We start from the raw sequence: 22225 nt of genomic DNA on the forward strand, positions 1-22225 counted from the left end.
GGCAGGGCAGCGACGGCAACGGGAAACGCGAGCAAATGAACCCGGTCGCAAGAACGGTTCTGCAGCGCCTTGGCCTCGGCCTGGTCACGCTGTTCATCGTCTCCATCATTATCTTCTCTGCGATTGCAATGCTGCCGGGCGACTTCGCCAAGGCGATGCTCGGACAATCCGCGACACCCGAAACGGTCGCCGCCTTCCAGCGAGAAATTGGCATCGACCGTCCGCCTGTCGAGCGTTATTTCGTCTGGGTCGGGCAGATGCTCCACGGGGATTTCGGCTCTTCGTTCGCAAGCCGCACCGGATATCGGCGCACCGTCGCCGAGATCATCGCGCCGCGCCTTTACAATACGATGTTCCTCGCATCGATGACCGCGCTGATCGCAGTTCCGCTCGCCTTGGGACTGGGCATCCTCGCTGCGCTCCACCGCAATGGCTGGTTCGACCGGGTGGTCAACGCAGTGACGCTGACAACCATTTCGTTCCCGGAGTTCTTCGTCGCCTATATGCTTGCCTACCTGGTCATCTCGCGCGACACATTCATCGGCTCCGAGTTCGCACAATCCCTGCCGCACTGGCTTGCAGTGTCACTGAACTGGATACTTAACGCAGTTCCCAAGTTCCCGACATTATCGAACGTGAACGACCAGACGCCGTTCTGGGATCAGGTCTGGAGAGTAGCCTTGCCGGCGACCACGCTTACGCTCGTCATCGTCGCACACATGATGCGCATGACACGAGCGGCGATCATCAACATGCTTGCAAGCCCCTATATCGACATGGCGCGTCTCAAGGGAGTCTCGCCGATGGCCATCGTACTCAGGCATGCCTTGCCCAACGCATGGGCTCCGATCGTCACGGTGGTGGCCTTCAATCTTGCTTATCTCGTCGTCGGAGTGGTCGTCGTCGAAGTGGTGTTCGTCTATCCCGGCATCGGTCAGCTGATGGTCGACGCGGTCAAATCAAGGGATGTTCCGGTTGTCCAGGCTTGCGCCTTGATTTTCGCGGCGACCTATATCCTCCTTAATCTGACCGCCGACATCATTTCCATCGCCACCAATCCCAGGCTCTTGCATCCACGATGACCAGCTACGAACCCATCGCGCAGGTTCACAGGCTGAGGCGCTCGCGCGCCACCCGGGCCAAAACGGCGCTGAGGAAGGCACCCTTCAGTGCCTGGTTCGGCATCCTCGTGATCATTGGCTATGTCGTCGTTGCGGTCTTCGCGCACTGGATCGCCCCATACGGCGAAACACAGGTCTTCAGCGAGGCCTTCGCACCGTGGAGCAAGCAGTTCAAATTGGGAACCGACCAGCTCGGCCGCGATATGCTCACACGCTTGATTTACGGTGCGCGCAACACCATCGGTATAGCCGTCGCGACTACATTGCTGTCCTTCGCAGTCGGCGTCTCGCTAGGCCTTCTTGCCGCGTTGTATAGAGGATGGCTCGACCAGATACTGTCGCGTGCGGTGGACGTCTTGATGTCGATCCCAAGCCTTATCTTCGCCCTGGTGCTGCTTTCGATCTTCGGCTCGTCGATCACAAGCCTGATAATCATCATTGCGCTGCTCGATTCTACCCGTGTCTTTCGGCTCGCACGCGCCGTCGGGCTTAACGTGGCGGTAATGGACTATGTCGAAGTGGCGCGATTGCGCGGCGAAGGCCCGAAATGGATCATCGCCAAGGAAATCCTTCCCAACGTGATGCCGCCGCTGGTCGCGGAGTTCGGCTTGCGATTTTGCTTCGTATTCCTCACGATCGCGGCACTGTCCTTCCTGGGGGTCGGTATTCAGCCACCGACCGCCGATTGGGGATCGATGGTGCGCGAGAATGCGACCCTGATCACCTACGGCGACGTCACGCCGCTGCTGCCGGCCGGCGCGATTGCCCTCCTCACGGTCTCTGTGAATTTCGTCGTGGACTGGTTCCTGAATGCAACAAGCGGGTTGCGGGATGAAAAATAGCGCTCCCGGATTGCGCGAAAAAGGCAAGGATCTGCTTCAGATCCGCAATCTGCATGTGGAGGGTTTCTCGGACGAGCGGTGGTATCCCATTGTCCGCGGGGTCGATCTGGCGCTGAAGCGGGGGGATGTTCTTGGCCTGATCGGCGAGTCAGGCGCCGGCAAATCCACCATTGGCCTCGCGGCGATGGGTTACGCCAAGCCGGGCTGCCGTATTACACAGGGCTCGATCCTGTTCGACGGGATCAATCTTCTGGCACTAAGCGAAACAGGGCGGCGTCGCCTCAGAGGCTCCCGTATCGCCTATGTCGCGCAAAGCGCGGCGGCCTCTTTCAATCCGGCCCATCGACTCCTCGATCAGACTGTCGAAACCGTGGTGGCGCATGGGATTGCCAGCCGAGAGAAAGCGAACCGGAGTGCGGTCGATCTTTATCGGCGTCTTCAGCTTCCAGATCCGGAGACCATTGGCTTTCGCTATCCTCACCAGGTTTCCGGCGGACAATTGCAACGGGCGATGACCGCGATGGCGATGGCTTGCCGTCCGGACCTCATCGTCTTCGACGAGCCAACGACGGCGCTCGATGTGACAACGCAGGTCGAAGTTCTCGCCTCCATTCGCAACATCGTGGAGGAGTTCAACACCGCTGCAATCTATGTGACGCATGATCTGGCGGTGGTGGCGCAAATGGCGGACCGCATCATGGTTTTGCGCCATGGACTAACCGTGGAGGAGGCAGAAACGCGCCAGATGCTCGCCTCGCCCACCCAGGAATATACCAAGACGCTCTGGGCCGTGCGCAAGCTCGCCAAGCCCGAAGTTCCGGCCGATGAATATTTGCTTACGATAGACAACGTCACCGCGGCCTACGGCCGGGCGGTTAAGGTGCTCCAGGATGTCTCGATCAAAGTTCCACGCGGAAGAACAGTGGCTGTGGTCGGCGAGTCCGGTTCCGGCAAATCGACGCTCGCTCGCGTCGTTACCGGCCTGCTGCCCCCGCTTTCGGGGTCGATTTCCTTTGCCGGCCAGGCCCTTTCCAAGACCGTGAAGTTGCGCCCAAAAGAGATCCTGCGACGCATACAGATGATTTATCAAATGCCCGACAACGCCCTAAATCCGCGCCAGACGGTCGAAGAAGTTATAGCTCGTCCGCTTGAATTCTACCTTGGCCTCAAGGGTGCACAACGGGATCGGCGGATCGGCGAACTCATGCACATGGTCGAGATGAGCGAAACTTACCTGGATCGTCTGCCGGCCGAACTGTCGGGAGGCCAGAAGCAGCGCGTTTGCATCGCCCGGGCGTTGGCCGCCGATCCGGAGCTGATAATCTGCGACGAAATCACGTCCGCGCTCGACCAGATTGTGCAAGAGGAAATCCTGAAGCTCTTGATCCGGCTTCAGCGCGAGCTCGGCATGACCTACATTTTCATCACCCATGACATTGCCACCGTGCGGGCGATCGCCGACGAAATTGTGGTCATGCACCAGGGTAAAGTCGTTGAGCAGGGATTAAAGAGCGAAATTCTCACGCCGCCGCATGCCCCCTATACCGAACGGCTTCTGTCCTCCGTGCCGGAAATGGATCCGGATTGGCTCACAAGGCTGCTCGCCAGCCGGACGATGTGATCGTCGGGCAGAGTGTTCTTCCATATCGCCACGGTTTACAGTCTCGCGGAAGGCGCTCGGCGAGACCGCGCTCGGTCGCAAACGGACAGCGCGCGTCGCCCCGTCCATACGAGGATAGGCGCCCTTTGCCGTCACTCGGTTTTCTGAGAGCATGATGGAGTACGCGCAATCCGGGAGCCGATACTCTATGCCAACAGAAATCGATGCTAGTGTAGCGCGCCGGTGGTTTGCCGAAGACCTGCGTGTCGCATCACCTGTCTTGCACAATCCTGCGGTCATCGAGGCCTTTGCAAGGGTTCCGCGCGAACACTACCTTGGCGACGGGCCATGGCGTATCCATTCGAGACTGCAAATCGGGGCGGTCCATACCAGCCCTTCAGCCGCACTTCATGAGATCTACCACGACGTTCTGGTCTTGCTTGACGAAAAACGCGGACTGAACAGCGGCTTGCCGTCGCTTTGGGCATTGGTTTTCGACCATCTGAACATCACTCCCGGCCAGACCGTCCTTCAGGTGGGCGCCGGTGTCGGCTATTTCACCGCCGTCCTCGCTGAACTGACGGGTTCTGAAGGACGCGTGATTGCATATGAGATCGACGAACAACTAGCTCGTCGCGCGCAAGGCAATCTTGCTCAATATGCGCATGTCGAAGCGACGTGCGGTGATGCAACGCAGGCAATTGATCTGCCAGACCTCGATGTCGTGATCGCCTTTGCCGGAGTGACGCACGTGCCGGAACGGTGGCTTTCAAATTTGTCCGACGCTGGCCGGATGGCATTGCCGTTCACGGGTGAAGACCGACGAGGTTTCATGATGCTTCTGGAAAGGGCTGGCGATACGTTTCCCGTACGATCACTTGTGCCATGCGGATTTTACCCCTGCAGCGGAGCCAGGCGCACTGACGAAGAAAAGGCCTTGATGGTCGCCCTCAAGGCTGCGCGAGGCAAGGTCACCCGTCTCGCGCAATATCACCGAGGGCGACCGAAAAATGGCATCGAGAACGCTTGGTTGGTGACCGACACATACTGGATTTCGAAAGCCTAGAGATCAATGTCGATCTTGCGTGTCACCGTCGTAGCGTGCGGCACGGCTTTCCACGAGCGATCTATGCCGGCGGGAGCAGTCCGAAACATCATTATTGCGTCCGAAATTTCCCCGATCCGCGCGTGGGGATTGCAGCCGCGGTCCTGGCCGGCTGCAGCACAGCCTTCTTCTTATGCGAAGACGGACTGGAACTATACTGCGCAGCATGATCCGCCGTCGAGACGTCTCCGACCAGCGCCGCAAGGTCAGTCTCATCGAGCGTCTCGGTCTCGAGCAGCCTGCGTGCCGCCCTTTCCAGCACGTCGCGCCGCTCGGTGAGCAGGCTGACGGTTCGTTCGAACGCGGCCTCCACAATGTCGCGCACTTCCGCGTCGATGGCATCGGCGGCGGCTTCGCCGTAATCGTGCTCGCGCGGTCCGCCCGCGAGCGGGTTGGGGCTCAGGAAGGAGCGTGGGTCCTTTTCCAGCGCCACGTGCCCGAGTTTTGCCGACATGCCGTAACGCGTCACCATGGCGCGCGCTATGTCGGTTACCTTGGCGAGATCATCGGCGGCTCCGGTGGACAGATGGCCGAATACGATCCATTCGGCCGCCCTGCCGCCGAGCAGCACTGCCATTTTGTTGTCCAGCTCCTCGCGTGTCATCAGGAAGCGATCCTCGGTCGGACGCTGGATAGTGTAGCCGAGCGCGCCGACGCCGCGTGGTATGATCGACACCTTGTGCACCGGGTCGACGCCAGGCAGCGCCATGGCTACCAGCGCATGACCCATTTCATGGTAGGCGACGATCTCGCGCTCCTTCGGGTTCAGGAGCCGGTTGCGTTTCTCCAGTCCCGCGACGATGCGCTCCACCGCATTGTTGAAATCTCCCATCATTACCGCATCCGCCTTGCGGCGCGTGGCGAGCAACGTCGCCTCGTTCACGAGATTGGCCAGGTCAGCACCGGTGAAACCGGGCGTCAGCGCCGCCACTTTTTCCGCGTCGACATCCGTCGCCAGCTTGGCCTTGCTCATGTGAACCTGCAGGATCTTGATGCGACCCTGCTTGTCGGGCCGGTCGACCAATACCTGGCGGTCGAAACGGCCGGCGCGCAGAAGTGCCGGATCAAGGATCTCAGGACGGTTCGTCGCGGCCAGCAGCACGACGCCGATCTGTGGATCGAAACCGTCGAGTTCGACCAGAAGCTGGTTGAGCGTCTGCTCCTTTTCGTCGTGGCCGCCGACCATGGTCCCGCGGGCGCGGCCAAGAGCGTCGAGCTCGTCGATGAATATGATTGCGGGAGCCTTGGACCGCGCCTGCTCGAAAAGATCGCGCACGCGCGCGGCCCCCACCCCCACGAACATCTCGACGAACTCCGAACCGGAGATCGAGAAGAACGGGACCTTGGCTTCGCCGGCGACGGCCTTGGCGAGCAGAGTCTTGCCCGTGCCCGGCGGTCCGACCAGCAGCACGCCTTTGGGCATGCGGCCTCCGAGGCGGCCGTATTCGCCCGGGTTCTTGAGAAAATCCACAATCTCCTGCAGCTCGGCCTTGGCTTCATCGACCCCCGCCACATCGTCGAACGTCACGCCGGTATTGGCTTCGACATAGACCCTGGCCTTGCTCCTGCCAATTTGCATCAAACCTCCGACGCCGCCGTCCATGCGTCTTAGAAGCAGCATCCACAGGCCAAAGAAGACGAGCACCGGCACAACCCAGGAAAGCAGGTCGCTCAGGAAGGTGCTTTCGACCTGGCCGGTCACAGTGACACCGTGCTCCTGCAGGTCACGGGCGAGGTTCGGCTCGACGCGTGTGGTGATGAATAGCGGCCTGCCATCTTGCGGCTCCTTGAAGCGGCCCTGGATGAAGCGGTCCGAAAACCTGCACCTCGGCGATTTTGCCGGCGTTCAGCAAGGTCTCGAACTGGCTGTATGGTATCTCGGCGACGTGCTGCGTCGTGGCATAGATATACTGGACGACCATCACGCCCACGAACGCCGCGACCCAGTACCAGATATTGAACCGCGTCTTTCTGTTGCTCATGTCCATGGCGGCCTCCACAGGGAACCGGATATAGGTCGCCAAGCCCGCGCGGCATCGGTGCAGGCCAGGTACGGCGCAAAAAAGTGGGAAGCCCAGACCAGCCGGCGACGATACTGGGTCTGCATTGTCCTTTCCTGCGCGGCATGCCCGGCATGCCGTTTTCCTCCGCCGGATAGACCCCCTTCAAAACGTCGTTGAAATCATGGCTGACGGCCGCATTGCACTCGCAGGCAAGCACCTGCGACACGGCGGCGGTCGCTGCTCTGCAGCAATGCCAACATCCAGACAACATCTGCGCCGGCATGCGGCCGCTTTTCCGCATCGCAAGGGTTCAACACTCAGGCGAGAGCCGGACCTATGGAACCCTACATGAATGGACGCGGAGAGAACGCGCCAGTCCTCGCCCGCCGGGGAGTTCCTCGCCGGCGGGCGGATGCCTCGGATACAGAGAGTGGCCGCGTTCAACTCAAAGTCGATCGACGGATGCTGTAAAACCGGTGATTTCACGACCGCGACCGGCGCCGGGAAGCTTCTCCAATTGATCCAATTGGCGCAACGCGTCCATGATGGCATCGAAGCTGACCGGTTCGGTTGCGCCCGGCGGCATGCGCAGCGCCGGCACCGATTCCACTGCACAGGCATCCGATGCCCATGACGAAAGGATTGCACGCTTCTCCTGGAAGTCCAGCGTCACGTCGGTCAGCACGTTCTCAGGTCGCTCGAAATGCCGTGCCGGATGGAGCAACCGGTCAAGAAAAACATCAGGGCCCTCGGGCCCGATTGGGGGAAAACTCGTCGAAATGGCTCCTTCCATCGATAGTCCTCCGCTTTGAATAGTCTCCTCTGTTGACGTCGTCTGTGGTGGCTGTCGCGATTTCCACCAGCTGAAAATTTTGGAGAGTTTCGACCAAATTTCAATGGCTCCGCAACGCCACATCCTCGCAGTTCCGCCCGCCATCAACATTTTTTCGAACCGGTGAAACAATCGGCGTGAATGTCAGTTCTTGCGCCTGGGACAAGTCGCGCGGCAGCGCCAGGGCGGTCGGGCGGGAGAACCAATCATTTCTTACATTTCCAGGAAGCGACTGTGCATTGGCTTGGTCGCAGGAATTTTGATGCTCTCGGCTGGCGGCTTTGCTCCGGTTTCAGCACAGGAAATCCTGAACGACTTCGGCGCAATCCTGCGTCAGAAGCTGCCGGCCGTGGTCGCGAGCCCGGGCAAGATTACCGGTTTCGCGCTCTATTATCGAGGCCGACCAGCAAATGGCCGCGAGAATGCCTGGCTGATGAGGGACACATGCTGGAACTCGAAAGCCTGGCGATCGATATCAATCTCGCGTGTCGCCGCCGTAGGGCGTGGCACGCATTGAAGGGCGTTCCACGAAGGAGCTATACCATTGTGCCAGTCGTGGCCTTCCCTGCAGGAAGTCGGGCAGTCCGCGGAATTCCAGCCAGCTTAGACAAGTGGCGAGCGCGATGTGGCCGACATGGAGCGGCGCGTCGAATTCGACCTCGCTTTCCACGAAGTCATAGGATTCGATAAGCTTCATCGTCATGCCTGCACCCAAGGCGGGATAACGCAGATGTTCAGGGCGGCGCTCGTTTTCCCACCGAATGGAAATGCCTGCGTCGCACATGCCGCCGGCAAGCGCCTGGAGGCGCAGGGCGGACCATTTGGCCCGCCCTGTTTCGGGGATGAGCCGACGACTGCTTTCGAGGTTGTCGAGATAGTCGCAGATTACGCCCGAATCGAAGATCGCATAGCCGTCGTCGACAACGAGAACGGGCACCTTGCCAAGCGGATTGATCGCAAACACATCATCGTTGCGATTGATGGGGCTCGTCTCCTGATGAATGACGCGCAGACGTCCGGCAAGGCCCGACTCGTGGGCAAAGACCAGAACCTTGCGCGCGTAGGGGGAGTGGGTCTGGTAGATGAGTTTCATGGACCCGTTCTGCGCTGGGTCTGGCGGGCATATCGAGCAGTCCGCGGCCCAGCCGCTCTTCCGTTCAATGATCCCGGGTCCGGTGCCATCGTCATGCGTCCTTCTCCAGTTCGGCCTCGGTCACGATGATCAGCACCCGGCTCGATTCGTCGAGCGCAAGCTCCTGCGACAGGCCGTAAGCCGCGACGGCGGTGGCGAGGCCGGCGAGGCCGGCGGCACCCGACGGGGTTGTGTCTGGACCGTTTGCCTCACGAAGCCGGCTCTTCGCGTCGGCAAGCGCCGCTTCGGACACGGTTATGACCCGAGCGTTGCCTTGGCGCAGTACGTCGAGCGCCGATGCTGCTGCTTCGCCACAGGCGAGCATGTCTGCCGACGTCTTGAGATCGCCGGATATCCGAACTGAGCGTGCTTGCGACAGCGCGGCCGCGACGCAGGCTGCGGCCTCTGGTTCTACCACGACGATCATGGCCGGAGGCATCAGCCAGTCCTTCAGCCCAGTCGTCAGGGCGGCGGCAAGTCCACCGACACCGGCCTGCACGAAAAGGTGGGTTGGCCTCAGATGGCCAATCTCGTCGACTTGGCGACGGATTTCCGCGGCAATCACGCCATAGCCAGCGACGACATCAGCGACCGCTGGATCATCCGGGTCGCTCGAGGTATCGGCCACCAAAATGCCTTCCCCGGCGCGGGCTGCCGCAGAGGCCCGATCGACGGCATCGTCATAGGTGCCGTCGACCCACACGATTTCGGCGCCTTGGGACTCGATACGCCGCACCCGGCCCGCAGGGACGCCCGTATGCAGGTATATCCTTGCCCTCCCGCCGGCAAACTTCGCCGCCGCGGCGACGGCAAGTCCGTGATTGCCGGCGCTGGCTGTGATTAGCGCCGGCAGCGGCGTCTGGGCCCGCTCTGGATCGAGCAGTTCATCGATATCCATCCCGGTAGCGCGAGCGAGAGCGCACAGACCGGCATAGGTGCCGCCGAGGGACTTGAAGCTGCCCAGGGCACGGTGGCCCTCGTTCTTGGCAAGCACCTGGGTCACATCCAGGCTCGCAGCCAGGTTTGGCAGGTCGAGCAGCGGTGTCGGTGCATAAAACGGCGACAGGCGCTGTAACAGCGCCGCAATGAGATCAGGGCCAAGGCCCGGCTGTGTGTCTGTGGTCATGAGGCGAAATTCTATTCCGGAAACGATGGCGCTTGGCGCCTATTATCGTTGCCCGCCTGCCTGATTTCGTCATAGATGCCTATCCAAATGACGAAAACCGCCGCCCTCGATCGCTTCGACCATGTGCTGCTGTCGCTGGTTCAGCGCGACAACCAGATCCCGGCGCGGCGTCTCGCCGAGCAGGTCGGGCTTTCCCAGAGTGCGGTCCTGCGCCGCCTGCGCCGGCTGCGGAAGGATGGCGTGATCGCGGCGGATATTGCCGTCGTTCGTCCGGCGGCCATGGGCCTGCCGCTAACCATCCATGTGCTCGTTTCCCTGGAACGGGAGAGCGCTGTCGAGTTGGACGCCTTCATCGGCAAGCTCCGCGGGCGCTCGGAGGTTCGTCAGGCCTGGTATGTCACCGGTGAAGCCGATTTCGTGCTCCTCCTGCAATTGCCGGGGATGGAGGCGTACGATGTCTTCGCGCGGGAAGTCTTCCACGCCAATTCGAACGTGAGGGCGTTCCGCACCATCGTGACAATGCGGGAAGTGGTTGGCGCAGCGGATGCGCAGCCGCTACCCACTGCCTGAGTTGCGGCGTGCCCCCGGCAAGCTGACTGCCCTGCTTGACCCGGAATTCTAGTCAAGGGCGCGAACCCGATTGAAGTTCGATACACGCATCCCGTATCTACTCACCCGCCGCACCGAGCTAATCGCTGCCGCCAAGATGCTTCGCGAATGTCGCCCCTGGCGCAAATTACTTCCACTCGTGCCTAGAAGAATATCCATGTATGAAACGGGGGGTGCAGCTCGCTCCCGTATACTGATCGTCCAACGGCGGCATGAATTTCGGAAGGGATATGAGAGCCAACACTTCAGGATCTCCCGGTGATGAGGCGCACTCTACCCGCAGCAGAATCAAAGAGGTCGCGGCCGAGTTCTATGTCCTGCGCGGCCACGATGGTTTCAGCTTCGGCGATATAGCGACGGCAATCGGCACGACGCGCGCCAACATCCATCATCACTTCGGCAACAAGCGTCAGCTGATGGAGGAATTGATCGCGGACTTCGCCGCCAACGCCGAGGCCCGCATCAAGCGCTTCTGGACGACCCCCGATATCCGGTTCTTCGACCGTCTCGATATGCAGCTCGAGGATCTGCGCCGCTTCTACGAACGTTTCAACGCTGTGAAGGGAGCCCGCAATATGTGGAGCCCGCTTTCGCGCCTTCGCCACGACCTCCCGGTTCTCGGAGAACCAGCGGAACGTGCCCTGGAGCGCGTCAACCGGGTCTATGATCAGAGCCTGCGTCATGCGGTGGACCAGGCGGTGAAGGACGGAGAGCTTTCCTCCCACACACTCAGGAACGAACTCGTGCACATGCTGCGCATTACCCTTCTGTCCTGTCCACCGATGACGCAGGACACCGGAAGCTTCGACGAGGTCGCCAGGACCTTCGCAGCGCTCGCTGCGATCATCCGCGCCGCTTGGCAGGATGCGGGAAAGGGCTCGGATCGAGGCTAGACATCGGGTGGATCAAAGCGAAGGTGAGTTGACAGCCTTTGGCTTTCACATTACTTACTTGCAGGTAAGTCAGCCCATGATGGCGACGAGGCGCGTATTAGGGAGGATCACGTGCTGCGCGATGATGCATTCACCCGTTTCGAGGTCAGCCCCTTCACTGGTGCACTCGGTGCAGAAATTCGCGGGATCGATCTGGTGAGCGCGAGCGAGGATGCCTTCCAGGACGTTCGCCGCGCGCTCTACAAATATCATGCGCTCGCCGTGCGCGATCAGGAGCTTGACGCCGCTGGCGTCCACAAGGTCGCCCGCCGGTTCGGACCATTTAGCGGCAATCCGGTGCACACGCCGATCGACGGCTTTGACGATATCGTGCGCTTCGTGCGCGAGCCGGACGACACGGGCAAAGTGATCGGCGAGGACTGGCACATGGACCTCGCCTGGCTACCGAAGCCACCGGGCATTACGATTCTCTACGGTGAGGAGGTGCCGCCGGTTGGCGGCGACACCTGCTTCTCCAGCCTCGAGAAGGCATATGACTCGCTTTCGCCGCGGCTGGTCGAGATCCTGCAAGGCCTGACGGGCGTCCATAGCGGCCGCGGGGTCTTCGCCATCAACGCGGCCCACAGCCGGCTCGGCGTCAAGGCCGATGTCGAGGCGATCGAGAATGCCGTCGTCGAGCATCCTGTGATCTGTCGCCACCCCGAGACTGGCCGGCGCTATGTCTTCGTCAGCAGCGTGATGACCAATTTCAAGGGGATGACGGAGGAAGAAAGCAAGCCGATGATCGACTTCCTGATGGCGCGGGCTGTCCGGCCCGAGTTCAACTGCAGGCTGCGTTGGGAACCGAAGACGCTCGGTATGTGGAACAATCCCCATGTCCTGCACACCGCCATCAACGATTATCCCGGATATCGCCGGGTGATGTACAGAACAACGGTGGAGGGCACCGTTCCACTTGCCGCCAGGGACGGCTGACGCGCAACCGCTCAGGGAGGAGCAATGGCATTTGGTTCCGAGGCGTCCGTCGGCCATAGGGGGGAAGGGGCGGCGGAAGCGGCTGGCGAGACCAAGAGGCGGCGCTTCGCGTTTTCGCCTGCCTACCTCTATGCGACGCCCGTGCACCTCCTGGTGCTTGGGATCATCGTGCTCCCCGCGATCTTCGTCCTGTGGCTGAGTTTCGAAGCCTCGTCATTCGGCCAATCGGCAACCTTCGTTGGCTTCGATAACTATATCCGCGTCCTCACTGATCCCTATTTTTGGGGTTCGGTCTGGAACACGGTCCTTGTCGTCGCCGTGGCGGTTCATATCGAACTGCTGCTCGGCCTTGGCCTGGCCCTGCTTTTCGCCTCCGGGCTTCCCCTCCAGCGCGTCATGCTCGTCGTGGTGCTCGCTCCCTACGCCATCAGCGAGGTGACGGCGGTCGCAATGTGGCGCTTCCTGTTCGATCCAGACGTCGGCCCGATCACGCTGATGCTGCGATACACCGGTCTGCCGACGCTCGACTGGACGTTCATCCCTTCTCACGGCCTCATACTCGTCGGCCTGCTCACGATCTGGCTGCACCTGCCATTCACATTCATCATCCTCTATGCGGCACGGCTCGCGGTTCCGAAGGAGCTCTACGAGGCTGGGCGCACCGACGGAGCCAATGCGTTCCAGCTCTTCCGCAACATCACGCTGCCGCTTCTGGCGCCAGCGATGCTGATCGCGCTGCTCTTCCGCTACATCTTCGCCTTCCGTCTCTTTTCCGAGGTCTGGCTCCTGACCCAGGGCGGCCCGGCACGCACGACCGAGGTCGTTTCCGTTTATCTTTATCAGGAAGGCTTCCGCTACAACTCGTTCGGCACGGCGGCCGCGACGGCATGGATGATGGTCGTCATCTCGCTGCTGCTTGCGACTGGCTATGTCTGGCGGCTGCGCAAGGAATCCATGGCCAATGCGTTCTAGGCGTCTTGCCATCGGTGCCGGAAAGACGCTCGCCGTTGCGGCAATCGTCGTCTGGTCACTGTTTCCGATCGGCTTCATCGTGCTCTCGTCGTTTAAACCCGGTCGCGAGATTTTCGCGGTTCCACCGGAGCTCTTCTTCGAACTGACCTTCGAGCACTACGCCTCCCTGTGGCAGCGCTGGCCGGCCTTTTTCGACGGGCTCGTCAACAGCCTGGTCATCACCACCGGGGCGACGGCGCTTGCCGTCATGGCAAGTCTGCTCGCCGGTTTTGCCTACTCACGCTATCGAGGCGTCCGTTTCCTGGAGGGGTCGGTGATGTTTCTGATCGGATCGCGGCTGATTCCGCCGATCGTCGTGACGCTGCCACTGTTCCCGGTCGTCAATCGGCTCGGGCTCAACGACACCCATCTGGTGCTGATCCTGCTCTACGCGACTTTCTTCGTCTCGCTCGGCACGCTCCTGATGCGCACGTTCATTGACCAGGTACCGCGCGAACTCGACGAGGCGGCCGTCCTCGACGGCGCGCGGCCGCTGACGATCCTTGTGAAGATCATCTTGCCGCTCGTAGCGCCCGGCATGCTCGCCGTCGCCGTCTTCGTAGTCGTCTTCGCGTGGAATGAGTTTCTGTTCGCCTATATCTTCACCGCCAACCACGCCAAGACCGCGCCTCTGGTCCTTTCGGAGATGATCAGTTCGATCGATGGCGTCGACTGGGGCGTCCTCTTTGCTGCCTCTACCGTCCAATTGCTGCCGGTTCTCGTCTTCGTGGTCCTGATGAACCGGTTTCTCGTCGCCGGATTGACCGCCGGCGCGACCAAGGGGTGACGACGTCACCGAGAAAGGGAGGAAGACAATGCCTTTGCACATGACACGCAGAGCCCTGCTGACGACGGCGATGGCCGCCGGCGCGACGGGTGCCTTGGGTCGGTTGGCCCATGCTCAGGTAAAGACGCTGAATGTGCTTTGCCATCGCGTCCACCAAGCCAACCTGACGACCGGCGCCGCCGGCAATGTCATCAAGCCCTGGGAGGACAAGAACAATGCCCAGATATCCTGGACCACGCTCGACAGCAATCCGCTCCAGGACCGGCTATTCCGGGAGGCGAGCCTGAGCGAGACCGATTTCAACATCGGCTATGTCATCGACAACCGCATGACGTCGCAGATCGCCTCGCTATTCGAGCCGCTAGACGATCTCCGGGAAGCCGAGCCGATCGAGGATTTCGACGATGTCGCCGAGGGCCTGCGCCAGTCGATGACCGTCGGCGGCAAGCTCGTCGGCGTTCCGGTGCGCCATGCCACGCAGGGGCTTTTCTACAACGAGGAGCTGCTTCAGGAGGCCGGCATTTCGGCGGCGCCGGATACGCTGGAGGAGCTGGTCGAGCAGGCGAAGAAGCTGACCTTCACCTCCAGGTCCGGCACGCCCGTCGTCGGCATGATCCTTGCGAGTGACCTCGCCGTCTTCCCGGTCATGTTCGCCCGCGCCTTCGGCGGCGATTTCATCGACAAGCAGTTCAAGGTGGTCCCCGATCCGGAGGCGATGGAAAAAGGCCTGTCCGTGCTTGCCGACCTCTTCAAGGCCGGCGCGCTGCCACGCAGCTATGCCACAACGCGCAACGACGACGTGGTGACGTGGATGCAGCAGGGGCGCGCTGCCTTCGCGGTGCTGCCCTTCGCCCGCTACGCGCAGCTCAACAACAAGGAACAGTCGACCGCACCGGGAAAGATCAAGGCGATCGAGTTCCCCGGCTCCAAAACCCTCGGCAGCGGTCACGAAATGCATCCGGTCGTTGAATCCTGGGCGATGGCCATTCCCGCTAATTCGACGGACAAGAAGCTCTCCTGGAGCTACATCCGCTTCGTAGCGAGCAAGGCCGCCACACTCGACATGGCGCGCAACGGCAATGGCCCCGTCCGCACCTCGACCTATGCCGAGCCGTCGTTCGCCGGGTCGCTGCCGCAGGCGAAGGTCGAGGCTGCCGCGCTCGCCAAAGCGCGACCGGCATTTCCGGCTTTTCCCGAAGCCGCTCGCGCTCAGTCGACGTTTCTCGAGGAGGTTCAACTCGCTGTCCTCGGTCGCAAGAGCCCGAAGGAAGCGGTCGCCGCCATTATCGACCGCGTCAAACCGCTGATGCCAGCGTAATCATATGAACCGACGTTCATATCGCCTCGCACATACCGAATGGGAACGCCGGCCGAAATCGCTGCGGCGGTGGCGTTCCTCGTGAGTGATGAAGCTTCGTTCGTCACAGGCCAAACCCTGATCGCCGACGGAGGGCTCTCGATACTGGACTTCACTTCGCTTTCTCTTCTCGACCAGCGCGGTTCGGTGCTGTTCTCAGGCATGGTCGGCGACACTCCGTAGGCAGGTCTGAACCAGGCCGAAGCCGACCGCCGATCTTTCCGATCGAATATCCGATGATCTGGTAGCAGGAGCGCGCTGCCGCCTTTGCCATACTCACCGGAGTACCAGTTTCGGGTTTCGCTGCTGCGGCTGAACGAACGGAGCCTACCCCGGACCTTCGCGCGCCGATTTTCTACTAGCTTCCCGCGAGCGACAACCCACTGGCGCGCTCGCATAACAGGGCAAGCAATTCGCTGCGCCGCGCTTCTGGCGTGTCGACGGGCAACACGAAACAAAGCGTCTTGTTGATGGCTCCGTTGCCGTCGCGGATGGGCGCGGCCATGCACCAAGTGAAGCGGTCGGCCAGAGCGGCGGTCTCGCTGAAACCTTGCTGGCGCGCCAGAGCGACATCGCCGAAGAACTCGGCTGGCGCAATGACACGGCCGTCTGGAAGCGTGTAGTCGCCAGGCGGAATGAAGTCGCATATTTCCTGCTCGCTCATATGGCCGAGCAGCAGCCTACCGGACGCCGTCCACGGTATCGGCACCTCGACGCCGACATCGCTTGAAATCCGGAACGGGCCAGGCGAGTCCCGGCAATCAAGGACGACATATTTGGTCCCGCGCAGGCCGCACAGTTGGACGGTCTCGCCCGTCTCCGCGCCTAGTCTGTCCAGGGTTTCGATGATGCGCCGGTAATGGGCATTATGATGTGAGTAGGCCCAGCCGAACAGATGCATCGCCTTTCCGAAATAGACATAGCCTTCCGTCCCGACATTTTCGAGCATTTCGGCTTCCAGCAGGCTGTTGACGATTTCATAAGTGGTTGAACGCGGCGCGCCGATCATCTTGGCGATGTCGCCGACGCGCATCGGCGCGCGGTGCCGCAGAAGGGCCTCCAGTAGCATGATGACGCGGTCGATCCCGCGACGCCGTTCGCCATTGCGCGGCTCGGCGCCGGCTTCCGTTTCAATTAGACCAGTGACGCCATCGCTCATGTAGGCCGCACCCGCGCAAAATCATTCGGCCCTCGTCTCAAGACGCTTGAAAGATGTCAAGGCTCAGTCTAGCATCCCGTTTGTCCGATATACAGGCCTATTGTCTGAAATATCGGACAATAACGAGCCAGGCGCAGAAAGTCCTGACGAGAAAAACGGGCGGTTTCCGATACGGCAACCGGCGGGTTCTCTCGTCCCGATCCCGCACGTCCAGGCATAACTTCAGAAGGGAACAATCATGACGAAATCATCGTTTTTCGCGTCCGCCAGTGCCCTTTGCCTCGGCCTCCTCCTCAGCCTCGGCGCCGGTTCGCAGGCCAACGCCGCCGCTAAATGCATCAAGGGCGATCGCAAAGCGCCATATACGATCGGCTGGGCCAATATCTATTCAGTGCCGACCTGGATGAAGCAGACACAGGGCACGATCGAAGCCGAAGTCGAGACTTTGAAGAAGCAAGGCTTGGTCGACAAACTCGTCGTGACCGATGCCCAGGGCGACGCCAACGTCCAGATTCAGCAGATCCAGTCGATGATCGATTCCGATGTCGATGCCATCATCTTGATCGCTGGTTCGTCGACCGCGCCGGCGCGCGTGCTGGCGGACGCCTGCGCCAAAGGCATCGCCATCATCAACTTCGACAGCCTCGTCGATACCGACCAGGTGACCGCCAAGGTCAACACCGATTCCTCACAGTGGGGCGATCAGGCGGCCAAGTTCCTGATCGACGCCATCGGCGGCAAGGGCAAGATCCTCATCCTCAATGGCCCAGCCGGCGTTTCGGTCAGCGACGACCGGCGCAAAGGCGCCGATGCCGAGCTTAAGGCCCATCCCGATGTGAAGGTGCTTGCCGAGACGAACACGCCCTACAATGTCGCGCCCGCCCAGGAGGCCGTCACCAGCCTGCTTTTCGCCAACCCCGAAATCGACGGCATCCTGTCGCTGGGCGGCGCGTTGTCGGCGGGCGCCGTGCTCGCGCTCGACAAGCAGGGCCGCGACCAGGTGCCGATCACCGGCGAGAATGCGCGCCAGTTTCTCGAACTGTGGAAGGAAAAGGGCCTGAAGAGCTGGGCGACGATGCAGCCGAACTGGCTCGGCGCCTTCGCCACCTACACCGCCGTCCAGGCACTGGAGGGCGAGGATGTGCCGGCTTTCGTCAAGATCCCGTTGCCGGTGATCGACAATTCCAACATCGACGAATACCTCGCCCGGGCGAAGGATTTCCCGGCTGACGGTTACATCTATTCGCCGTACGATGAGGATCTATTCAAGAAGCTGCTGGCCCAAAAATAAGCCTGAAGGGTTGTAGCATTGACAACCACGGCTCCGCTTCTCGCCGCGCAGGGGGTGTCGAAGTCCTTTTTCGGCAACCCCGTTCTGCGCAACGTTTCAATCGCTCTCCAGCCCGGCCGCGTGCATGCACTGCTGGGCGAGAACGGCGCAGGTAAGTCGACACTGATCAACCTTTTGTCCGGCGCCTTGCGCCCGGACGGCGGGGCGATCGAGGTCGATGGGCGCCCGGTCTCGCGCATGACCCCCGCTAATGCGCGACAGGCCGGAATCGCCGTTGTCCAGCAGGAACTCAGCCTGACGACCAGCTTGTCCATTGCCGAAAACATCGGGCTCGGTGCCTATCCCAAGCGGTTCGGCTTGATCGACTACAACGAGCTTGCCGTCCGGGCCAGGGCCGCATGCGATCTTGTCGGGCTTTACGAACCGCTGTCTGCGCCGGTGGGGCACCTGTCCCTCGGCCGCCGGCAGATGGTGGAGATCGCCAAGGCGCTTTACCGCCGGCCGCGCGTGCTCATTCTCGACGAACCCACCTCATCGCTATCGGCAACTGAGACAAAAAGCCTCACCGACCTGCTGGGGAGGCTTCGGGGCGAGGGCATCGCTATTCTCTACATCTCACACCGACTGAACGAGGTGATGGCGCTGTGCGAGCATGTCACCGTGCTCAAGGACGGGACCTGCACGGCGGACTGCTCGCTGGAAGGAACCGATGCCGCCGGGCTGGTACGGCTGATGGTCGGCCGCGACCCCGGCGATCTCTTTCCACGATGGCGGCCTTCGCCATCGCCGGCCGACGCCATCTCGGTTCGTAAATTTTCCGCCGGCCTGATGCGCGACGTCGATCTCGACATCAGGACGGGCGAGGTGCTTGGCATTGGCGGCCTGGTCGGGCAGGGGCAGGAAGATCTGCTGCTTGGCCTCTACGGCGCGATCCCGGCCAGGACGGTATCCGCGACCGTAAACGGTGTTTCGGGTTTGCCCGGCGGCGTGCCGAACGCCAATGCGCTCGGCCTCGCTTATGTCCCGGCTGACCGCAAGCGCGAAGGCCTGCACCTGATCCATCCCATCATCACCAATATGATGCTGCCCGCCTTCGCAAGGCTGCCGGCGCTGAAGCTGCGCAGTCGGCGTGCCGAGCGCGATATGGCAAGGGGTCTCGCCGCCCAGCTTGCCATCAAGGGCGACCTCGACCGCCCGGCACAGGCACTCTCAGGTGGCAACCAGCAGAAGGTCGCGCTGGCGAAATGGATGCCACACGAGCCGCTTGTGCTTCTCCTCAACGACCCGACGCGCGGCGTCGATGTCGAGACCAAGCGTGAGATCTACATGATGCTTCGCAAACTCGCCGCCGCCGGCAAGGCGATCGTGCTGCTCAGTTCCGACACACCCGAACTGGTGCACCTTTGCGACCGTGTCGGCGTGGTCCGCGAAGGCCGCATCGTGGCCATGCTCGAGCGCGAGGCACTGAGCGAGGAAGCCATCGTTTCCGCCGCAATGGGCGCCGAACAGCAGAAAGTTGCGGCATGAGCGCGGTCGCATCCTCAAGCCAAGCCGGCGCGCTCTACTGGCCGGTTCAGCTGCGCCGCAATGTCGGCGTGCGCAGCCTGTTCGCTGTGGTCCTGGCGTTCGTCATTGCTTACGGTTTCCTGTTTCCCGGCCTCTTGACAGCGTCCGGTTTCGCCAAATTCACCCAGAGCTGGTTTCCGCTGGCGCTGGTCGCCATGGCCCAGGCGATCCTCATGCTCACCGGCGGCATAAGCCTGGCCATCGGCGCCATGGTCAGCCTGGGCGCAGTGATCGCTGCGACGACGATGACTGGACCGCTGGGCGTAGCCGGCGGTGCCGCTGCGGTGGCGCTGACCGGTCTCGGCATCGGTGCCGCGATCGGGTTCATCGTCGTGAAACTTCGGTTGCCGGCGATCGTGGTGACGCTGGCTGGCTCCTTCATTATCGGCGGCGCTGCCCTGCTCATCCTGCCGAGGCCGGGGGGCGCCATACCCGAGTGGCTGTCGGACCTGCTTGCCGGCAACACGCCGGCGGCATTCGTGCTGCTGATACTCATCGTGGTTTTGTGGAAACTCTATCTCGCCACGCCGCTTGGTTTGAGCATCTATGCTGCAGGCGAAAATCCCGTCGGCGCCTACCGCTCCAGCGTGCCGGTCGACGGTGCCCGGATCGCCGCCTACGCGATTAGCGGCCTGCTTTGCACAGGCGCCGGCCTGTTCATCGCCGCGCAAACCGGTTCGGGCGATCCAGTCATCGGCACGGCGTTCACGCTGAATTCCATAGCCGCCGCAGTGCTCGGCGGCATCGGTTTCCTTGGCGGCCAAGGTACCATGCGCGGCGCTCTTGCGGGCAGCCTGCTGCTCAGCCTGATGATCAGTGTCATGTTCTTCCTCGGCTTCACGCCGGTCGCCCAATATGTCGCCCAGGGCCTCATCATCATCGGGGCGGTCGCCATCCCGCAATTCCGCAAGGTGCAGCAATGACAGCACGGAAAGTCAGTGTGAGCGGCAGGCGCGCCGTGACGATTTTGCGCAGCCGGCCCTTCCTTACGATCGCTATAGTTGCGGCGGTATGGATCGCGGCGAGCTTCGCTTCACCTGGCTTCGGCGCTTATGGGCATTTGCGCTATTTGGTTGAATTGGGCGCGGTGGTCGGCCTGGTCGCGGCGGGCCAAACTTTCGTGGTGATTGCCGGCGGAATCGACCTTTCCGTCGCGGCGATCGTCACGGTTAGCGCTGTCAGCCTGCCGCTGCTTTCATGGCAGGCGGATCCGACAGGGCTCACCGCCGTTCTTGCAGTTCTCACGTTGACGAGCGCAATCGGTCTGGTGAACGGGCTGGGCGTGGCGCTGTTGCGCGTTCATCCAATGATCATGACGCTGGCGATGGCGACATTCCTGCAAGGTCTGCTGATCATCATCGCCGGCGGCAGTGCCGTGACCGCCGAGAACCCGCTGGTCCGCTGGCTCGGCAATGCGCGGCCGGTCGGTATTCCGGCAGGCGTGCTTTTGTGGGTGGTCATTTCAGTGATCGTTCTGACCACGATGCATGCGACATCCCTTGGCGCCCGGATATTCGCGATGGGCGCCAATCCGCTCGCCGCGGCGCTGTCCGGGGTTCCCGTCGCCTCGACCACGCTGGCGGTCTACGGCATCAGCGGCTTCTGTGCGGGACTTGCCGGTGTGTTGGTCCTCGGCATGAACGGACAAGGCTATGTCGGTATCGGCGATCCTTATCTGCTCGCCTCGATTGCCGCCGTGGTGCTTGGCGGCACCTCGATCCTCGGCGGGCTCGGCACCTATGCCGGCACCATCCCCGGCGCCATCCTGCTGGTTACGATCACGGCGCTGATCACCGTGGTCAACGCATCGCCTGGCTGGCGCAGTATCCTGTTCGGGTCGCTGATCCTGGGGCTGCTGCTTCTCTCAGGCAGAGAGCAGGCCCGCCGATGACATATCGTCCAGCCGATAAATGCGCCGTGCATTGCCGTAGAACAGTGCCGTCTGCTCGTCCGCGGAAAGCTCTCCTGCAATGGCCTTGAAGCTGTCATACACCGCATCGAACGATGCATGCAGGCCGGCGACCGGAAAGTCGCTGCCGAACATCGCGCGCCGCGTACCGAAACAGTCGATGCAATGCATGACAACCGACCTTAGGCTGTCGAGCGTCCAATCATGATCGTAGGCGACCAGATCCGATATCTTGATGGCGACGTTCTCGCGCTCCGACAAAAGCCGCAGCCCCTCGCGCCACACCCGCATTCCGTCCGCATCGCGATCGATCGGGCTGCCGCAATTGTTGAGAACAAAGAGCTGGTCTGGAAAGGCCGCTGCGAGGCGCGCCGCGCCGGTGAGCTGGCGCGGAAACACCATCAGGTCGAAAACCAGCCGGCGGCGCCCAAGCAGGGACAGGCCGGCACGCCAGGCCGGATCGTCCATGATGCCGTCGCGGGCGGCAAAACGACGGGCGGGATCAGGATCCCAGCTCAGTATGTCGCGTACGCCGACGACACGGTCGAATGCCGCCTGCGCCTGGACCAGCGCCGGCGCTTGGCGGTTCGCCAGAGGTACGTGAACGACGTAACGGGCGGCCACGCCGCGCGACTTGTCGAGGGTTTCAAGCCACCGCGTTTCACCCACGCAGTCATCCCCGGCCCAACCGGCTTCAATATGGACGGTGGCGACGACACTGTGCTGGCCGGCGTCGCGCAAATAATCTTCAGGAAGGTAGTTTCGCCGCAAGGGGCCAAGCTCGCCCAGACCGCCGCGTTCGCCAGCCGTGGGCGCGAGCCAGGGATGGCGGCCGAGGCCGAGATCCCACAGGTGATGGTGGGCATCGATGATCGGTCCGCAGTAACGCTTTGGCACGCATCTCTCT

Annotated in this window: 20 protein-coding genes and 1 pseudogene; 15 read left to right on the plus strand and 6 right to left on the minus strand. The window is 61.8% G+C overall.

All coding sequences use genetic code 11. The features are described 5' to 3' along the window. Positions 1–35 precede the first annotated feature (35 nt). From NKH30_RS02560 to NKH30_RS02575, 4 genes are all read left to right on the plus strand, one after another. Positions 36–1082 carry an ABC transporter permease gene (locus NKH30_RS02560; protein ID WP_352921390.1) on the plus strand — a complete coding sequence of 349 codons (1047 nt, stop codon included), beginning with the start codon at positions 36–38 and terminating at the stop codon, positions 1080–1082. After that, on the plus strand, positions 1079–1963 hold the full coding sequence (locus NKH30_RS02565; RefSeq protein WP_352874089.1) for an ABC transporter permease: 885 nt from the start codon (positions 1079–1081) through the stop codon (positions 1961–1963). Before NKH30_RS02560 ends, NKH30_RS02565 begins: the two co-directional genes overlap by 4 nt. After that, on the plus strand, positions 1953–3584 hold the full coding sequence (locus NKH30_RS02570; RefSeq protein WP_352921388.1) for an ABC transporter ATP-binding protein: 1632 nt from the start codon (positions 1953–1955) through the stop codon (positions 3582–3584). The genes NKH30_RS02565 and NKH30_RS02570 overlap by 11 nt, the downstream gene beginning before the upstream one ends. A 187-nt stretch (positions 3585–3771) precedes the next feature. Then, positions 3772–4629 carry a protein-L-isoaspartate O-methyltransferase family protein gene (locus NKH30_RS02575; protein ID WP_352994085.1) on the plus strand — a complete coding sequence of 286 codons (858 nt, stop codon included), beginning with the start codon at positions 3772–3774 and terminating at the stop codon, positions 4627–4629. A gap of 91 nt (positions 4630–4720) precedes the next feature. Here NKH30_RS02575 and ftsH read toward each other — a convergent pair. The 4 genes and pseudogenes from ftsH to NKH30_RS02595 form a co-directional block, all read right to left on the minus strand. Continuing rightward, positions 4721–6656, minus strand: a pseudogene (ftsH, locus tag NKH30_RS02580) (ATP-dependent zinc metalloprotease FtsH). 460 nt (positions 6657–7116) lie between these two features. Continuing rightward, positions 7117–7464, minus strand: a complete 348-nt coding sequence (locus NKH30_RS02585) for a hypothetical protein (protein ID WP_352614860.1) — start codon at positions 7462–7464, stop codon at positions 7117–7119. Positions 7465–7978: 514 nt separating this feature from the next. Next, complete coding sequence (locus NKH30_RS02590) at positions 7979–8596, minus strand: glutathione S-transferase family protein (protein WP_352683785.1); 618 nt, start codon at positions 8594–8596, stop codon at positions 7979–7981. Positions 8597–8687: 91 nt separating this feature from the next. Continuing rightward, positions 8688–9761 (minus strand): pyridoxal-phosphate dependent enzyme, encoded by a 1074-nt coding sequence (locus NKH30_RS02595; protein ID WP_352921382.1) that lies wholly within the window; start codon positions 9759–9761, stop codon positions 8688–8690. 87 nt (positions 9762–9848) lie between these two features. On the opposite strand from NKH30_RS02595, the gene NKH30_RS02600 reads away from it, so the two are divergent. From NKH30_RS02600 to NKH30_RS02630, 7 genes are all read left to right on the plus strand, one after another. Continuing rightward, positions 9849–10331 (plus strand): Lrp/AsnC family transcriptional regulator, encoded by a 483-nt coding sequence (locus NKH30_RS02600; RefSeq protein WP_352994088.1) that lies wholly within the window; start codon positions 9849–9851, stop codon positions 10329–10331. Positions 10332–10600: 269 nt separating this feature from the next. Next, complete coding sequence (locus NKH30_RS02605; RefSeq protein WP_352683792.1) at positions 10601–11263, plus strand: TetR/AcrR family transcriptional regulator; 663 nt, start codon at positions 10601–10603, stop codon at positions 11261–11263. Positions 11264–11374: 111 nt separating this feature from the next. Next, a complete protein-coding gene (locus NKH30_RS02610) occupies positions 11375–12238 on the plus strand; it encodes a TauD/TfdA dioxygenase family protein (RefSeq protein WP_352683794.1) in 864 nt (287 codons plus the stop codon). A gap of 24 nt (positions 12239–12262) precedes the next feature. Beyond that, positions 12263–13210 (plus strand): carbohydrate ABC transporter permease, encoded by a 948-nt coding sequence (locus tag NKH30_RS02615; RefSeq protein WP_084641568.1) that lies wholly within the window; start codon positions 12263–12265, stop codon positions 13208–13210. Then, positions 13200–14036: a carbohydrate ABC transporter permease gene (locus NKH30_RS02620; protein WP_352994090.1), complete on the plus strand. Its 837-nt coding sequence runs from the start codon at positions 13200–13202 to the stop codon at positions 14034–14036. The genes NKH30_RS02615 and NKH30_RS02620 overlap by 11 nt, the downstream gene beginning before the upstream one ends. A gap of 28 nt (positions 14037–14064) precedes the next feature. Continuing rightward, the gene (locus tag NKH30_RS02625) at positions 14065–15354 is read left to right on the plus strand and encodes an ABC transporter substrate-binding protein (protein ID WP_352683798.1); all 1290 of its coding nucleotides are present in this window, start codon (positions 14065–14067) and stop codon (positions 15352–15354) included. A gap of 39 nt (positions 15355–15393) precedes the next feature. Next, complete coding sequence (locus NKH30_RS02630; RefSeq protein ID WP_352683800.1) at positions 15394–15576, plus strand: SDR family oxidoreductase; 183 nt, start codon at positions 15394–15396, stop codon at positions 15574–15576. A 175-nt stretch (positions 15577–15751) separates the two neighbouring features. On the opposite strand, the gene NKH30_RS02635 is transcribed toward NKH30_RS02630, so the two are convergent. Beyond that, complete coding sequence (locus NKH30_RS02635) at positions 15752–16552, minus strand: IclR family transcriptional regulator (RefSeq protein WP_352683802.1); 801 nt, start codon at positions 16550–16552, stop codon at positions 15752–15754. Positions 16553–16790: 238 nt separating this feature from the next. Here NKH30_RS02635 and NKH30_RS02640 point away from each other — a divergent pair, with 238 nt between their 5' ends. From NKH30_RS02640 to NKH30_RS02655, 4 genes are read left to right on the plus strand one after another with little or no spacing between them, the layout of a single operon-like run. After that, positions 16791–17843: an ABC transporter substrate-binding protein gene (locus NKH30_RS02640; RefSeq protein ID WP_352470927.1), complete on the plus strand. Its 1053-nt coding sequence runs from the start codon at positions 16791–16793 to the stop codon at positions 17841–17843. A gap of 18 nt (positions 17844–17861) precedes the next feature. Next, a complete protein-coding gene (locus tag NKH30_RS02645; protein WP_352994094.1) occupies positions 17862–19370 on the plus strand; it encodes a sugar ABC transporter ATP-binding protein in 1509 nt (502 codons plus the stop codon). Continuing rightward, positions 19367–20332 (plus strand): ABC transporter permease, encoded by a 966-nt coding sequence (locus tag NKH30_RS02650; RefSeq protein ID WP_352994097.1) that lies wholly within the window; start codon positions 19367–19369, stop codon positions 20330–20332. Before NKH30_RS02645 ends, NKH30_RS02650 begins: the two co-directional genes overlap by 4 nt. Beyond that, on the plus strand, positions 20329–21300 hold the full coding sequence (locus tag NKH30_RS02655) for an ABC transporter permease (RefSeq protein WP_352470930.1): 972 nt from the start codon (positions 20329–20331) through the stop codon (positions 21298–21300). Before NKH30_RS02650 ends, NKH30_RS02655 begins: the two co-directional genes overlap by 4 nt. Here the strand turns inward: NKH30_RS02655 and NKH30_RS02660 are convergent. Beyond that, positions 21274–22215 carry an amidohydrolase family protein gene (locus tag NKH30_RS02660; protein ID WP_352994100.1) on the minus strand — a complete coding sequence of 314 codons (942 nt, stop codon included), beginning with the start codon at positions 22213–22215 and terminating at the stop codon, positions 21274–21276. The genes NKH30_RS02655 and NKH30_RS02660 overlap by 27 nt on opposite strands. Positions 22216–22225 lie beyond the last annotated feature (10 nt).

The sequence above is a fragment of the Mesorhizobium sp. M1273 genome (assembly GCF_040318195.1).
Lineage (GTDB): Bacteria > Pseudomonadota > Alphaproteobacteria > Rhizobiales > Rhizobiaceae > Mesorhizobium.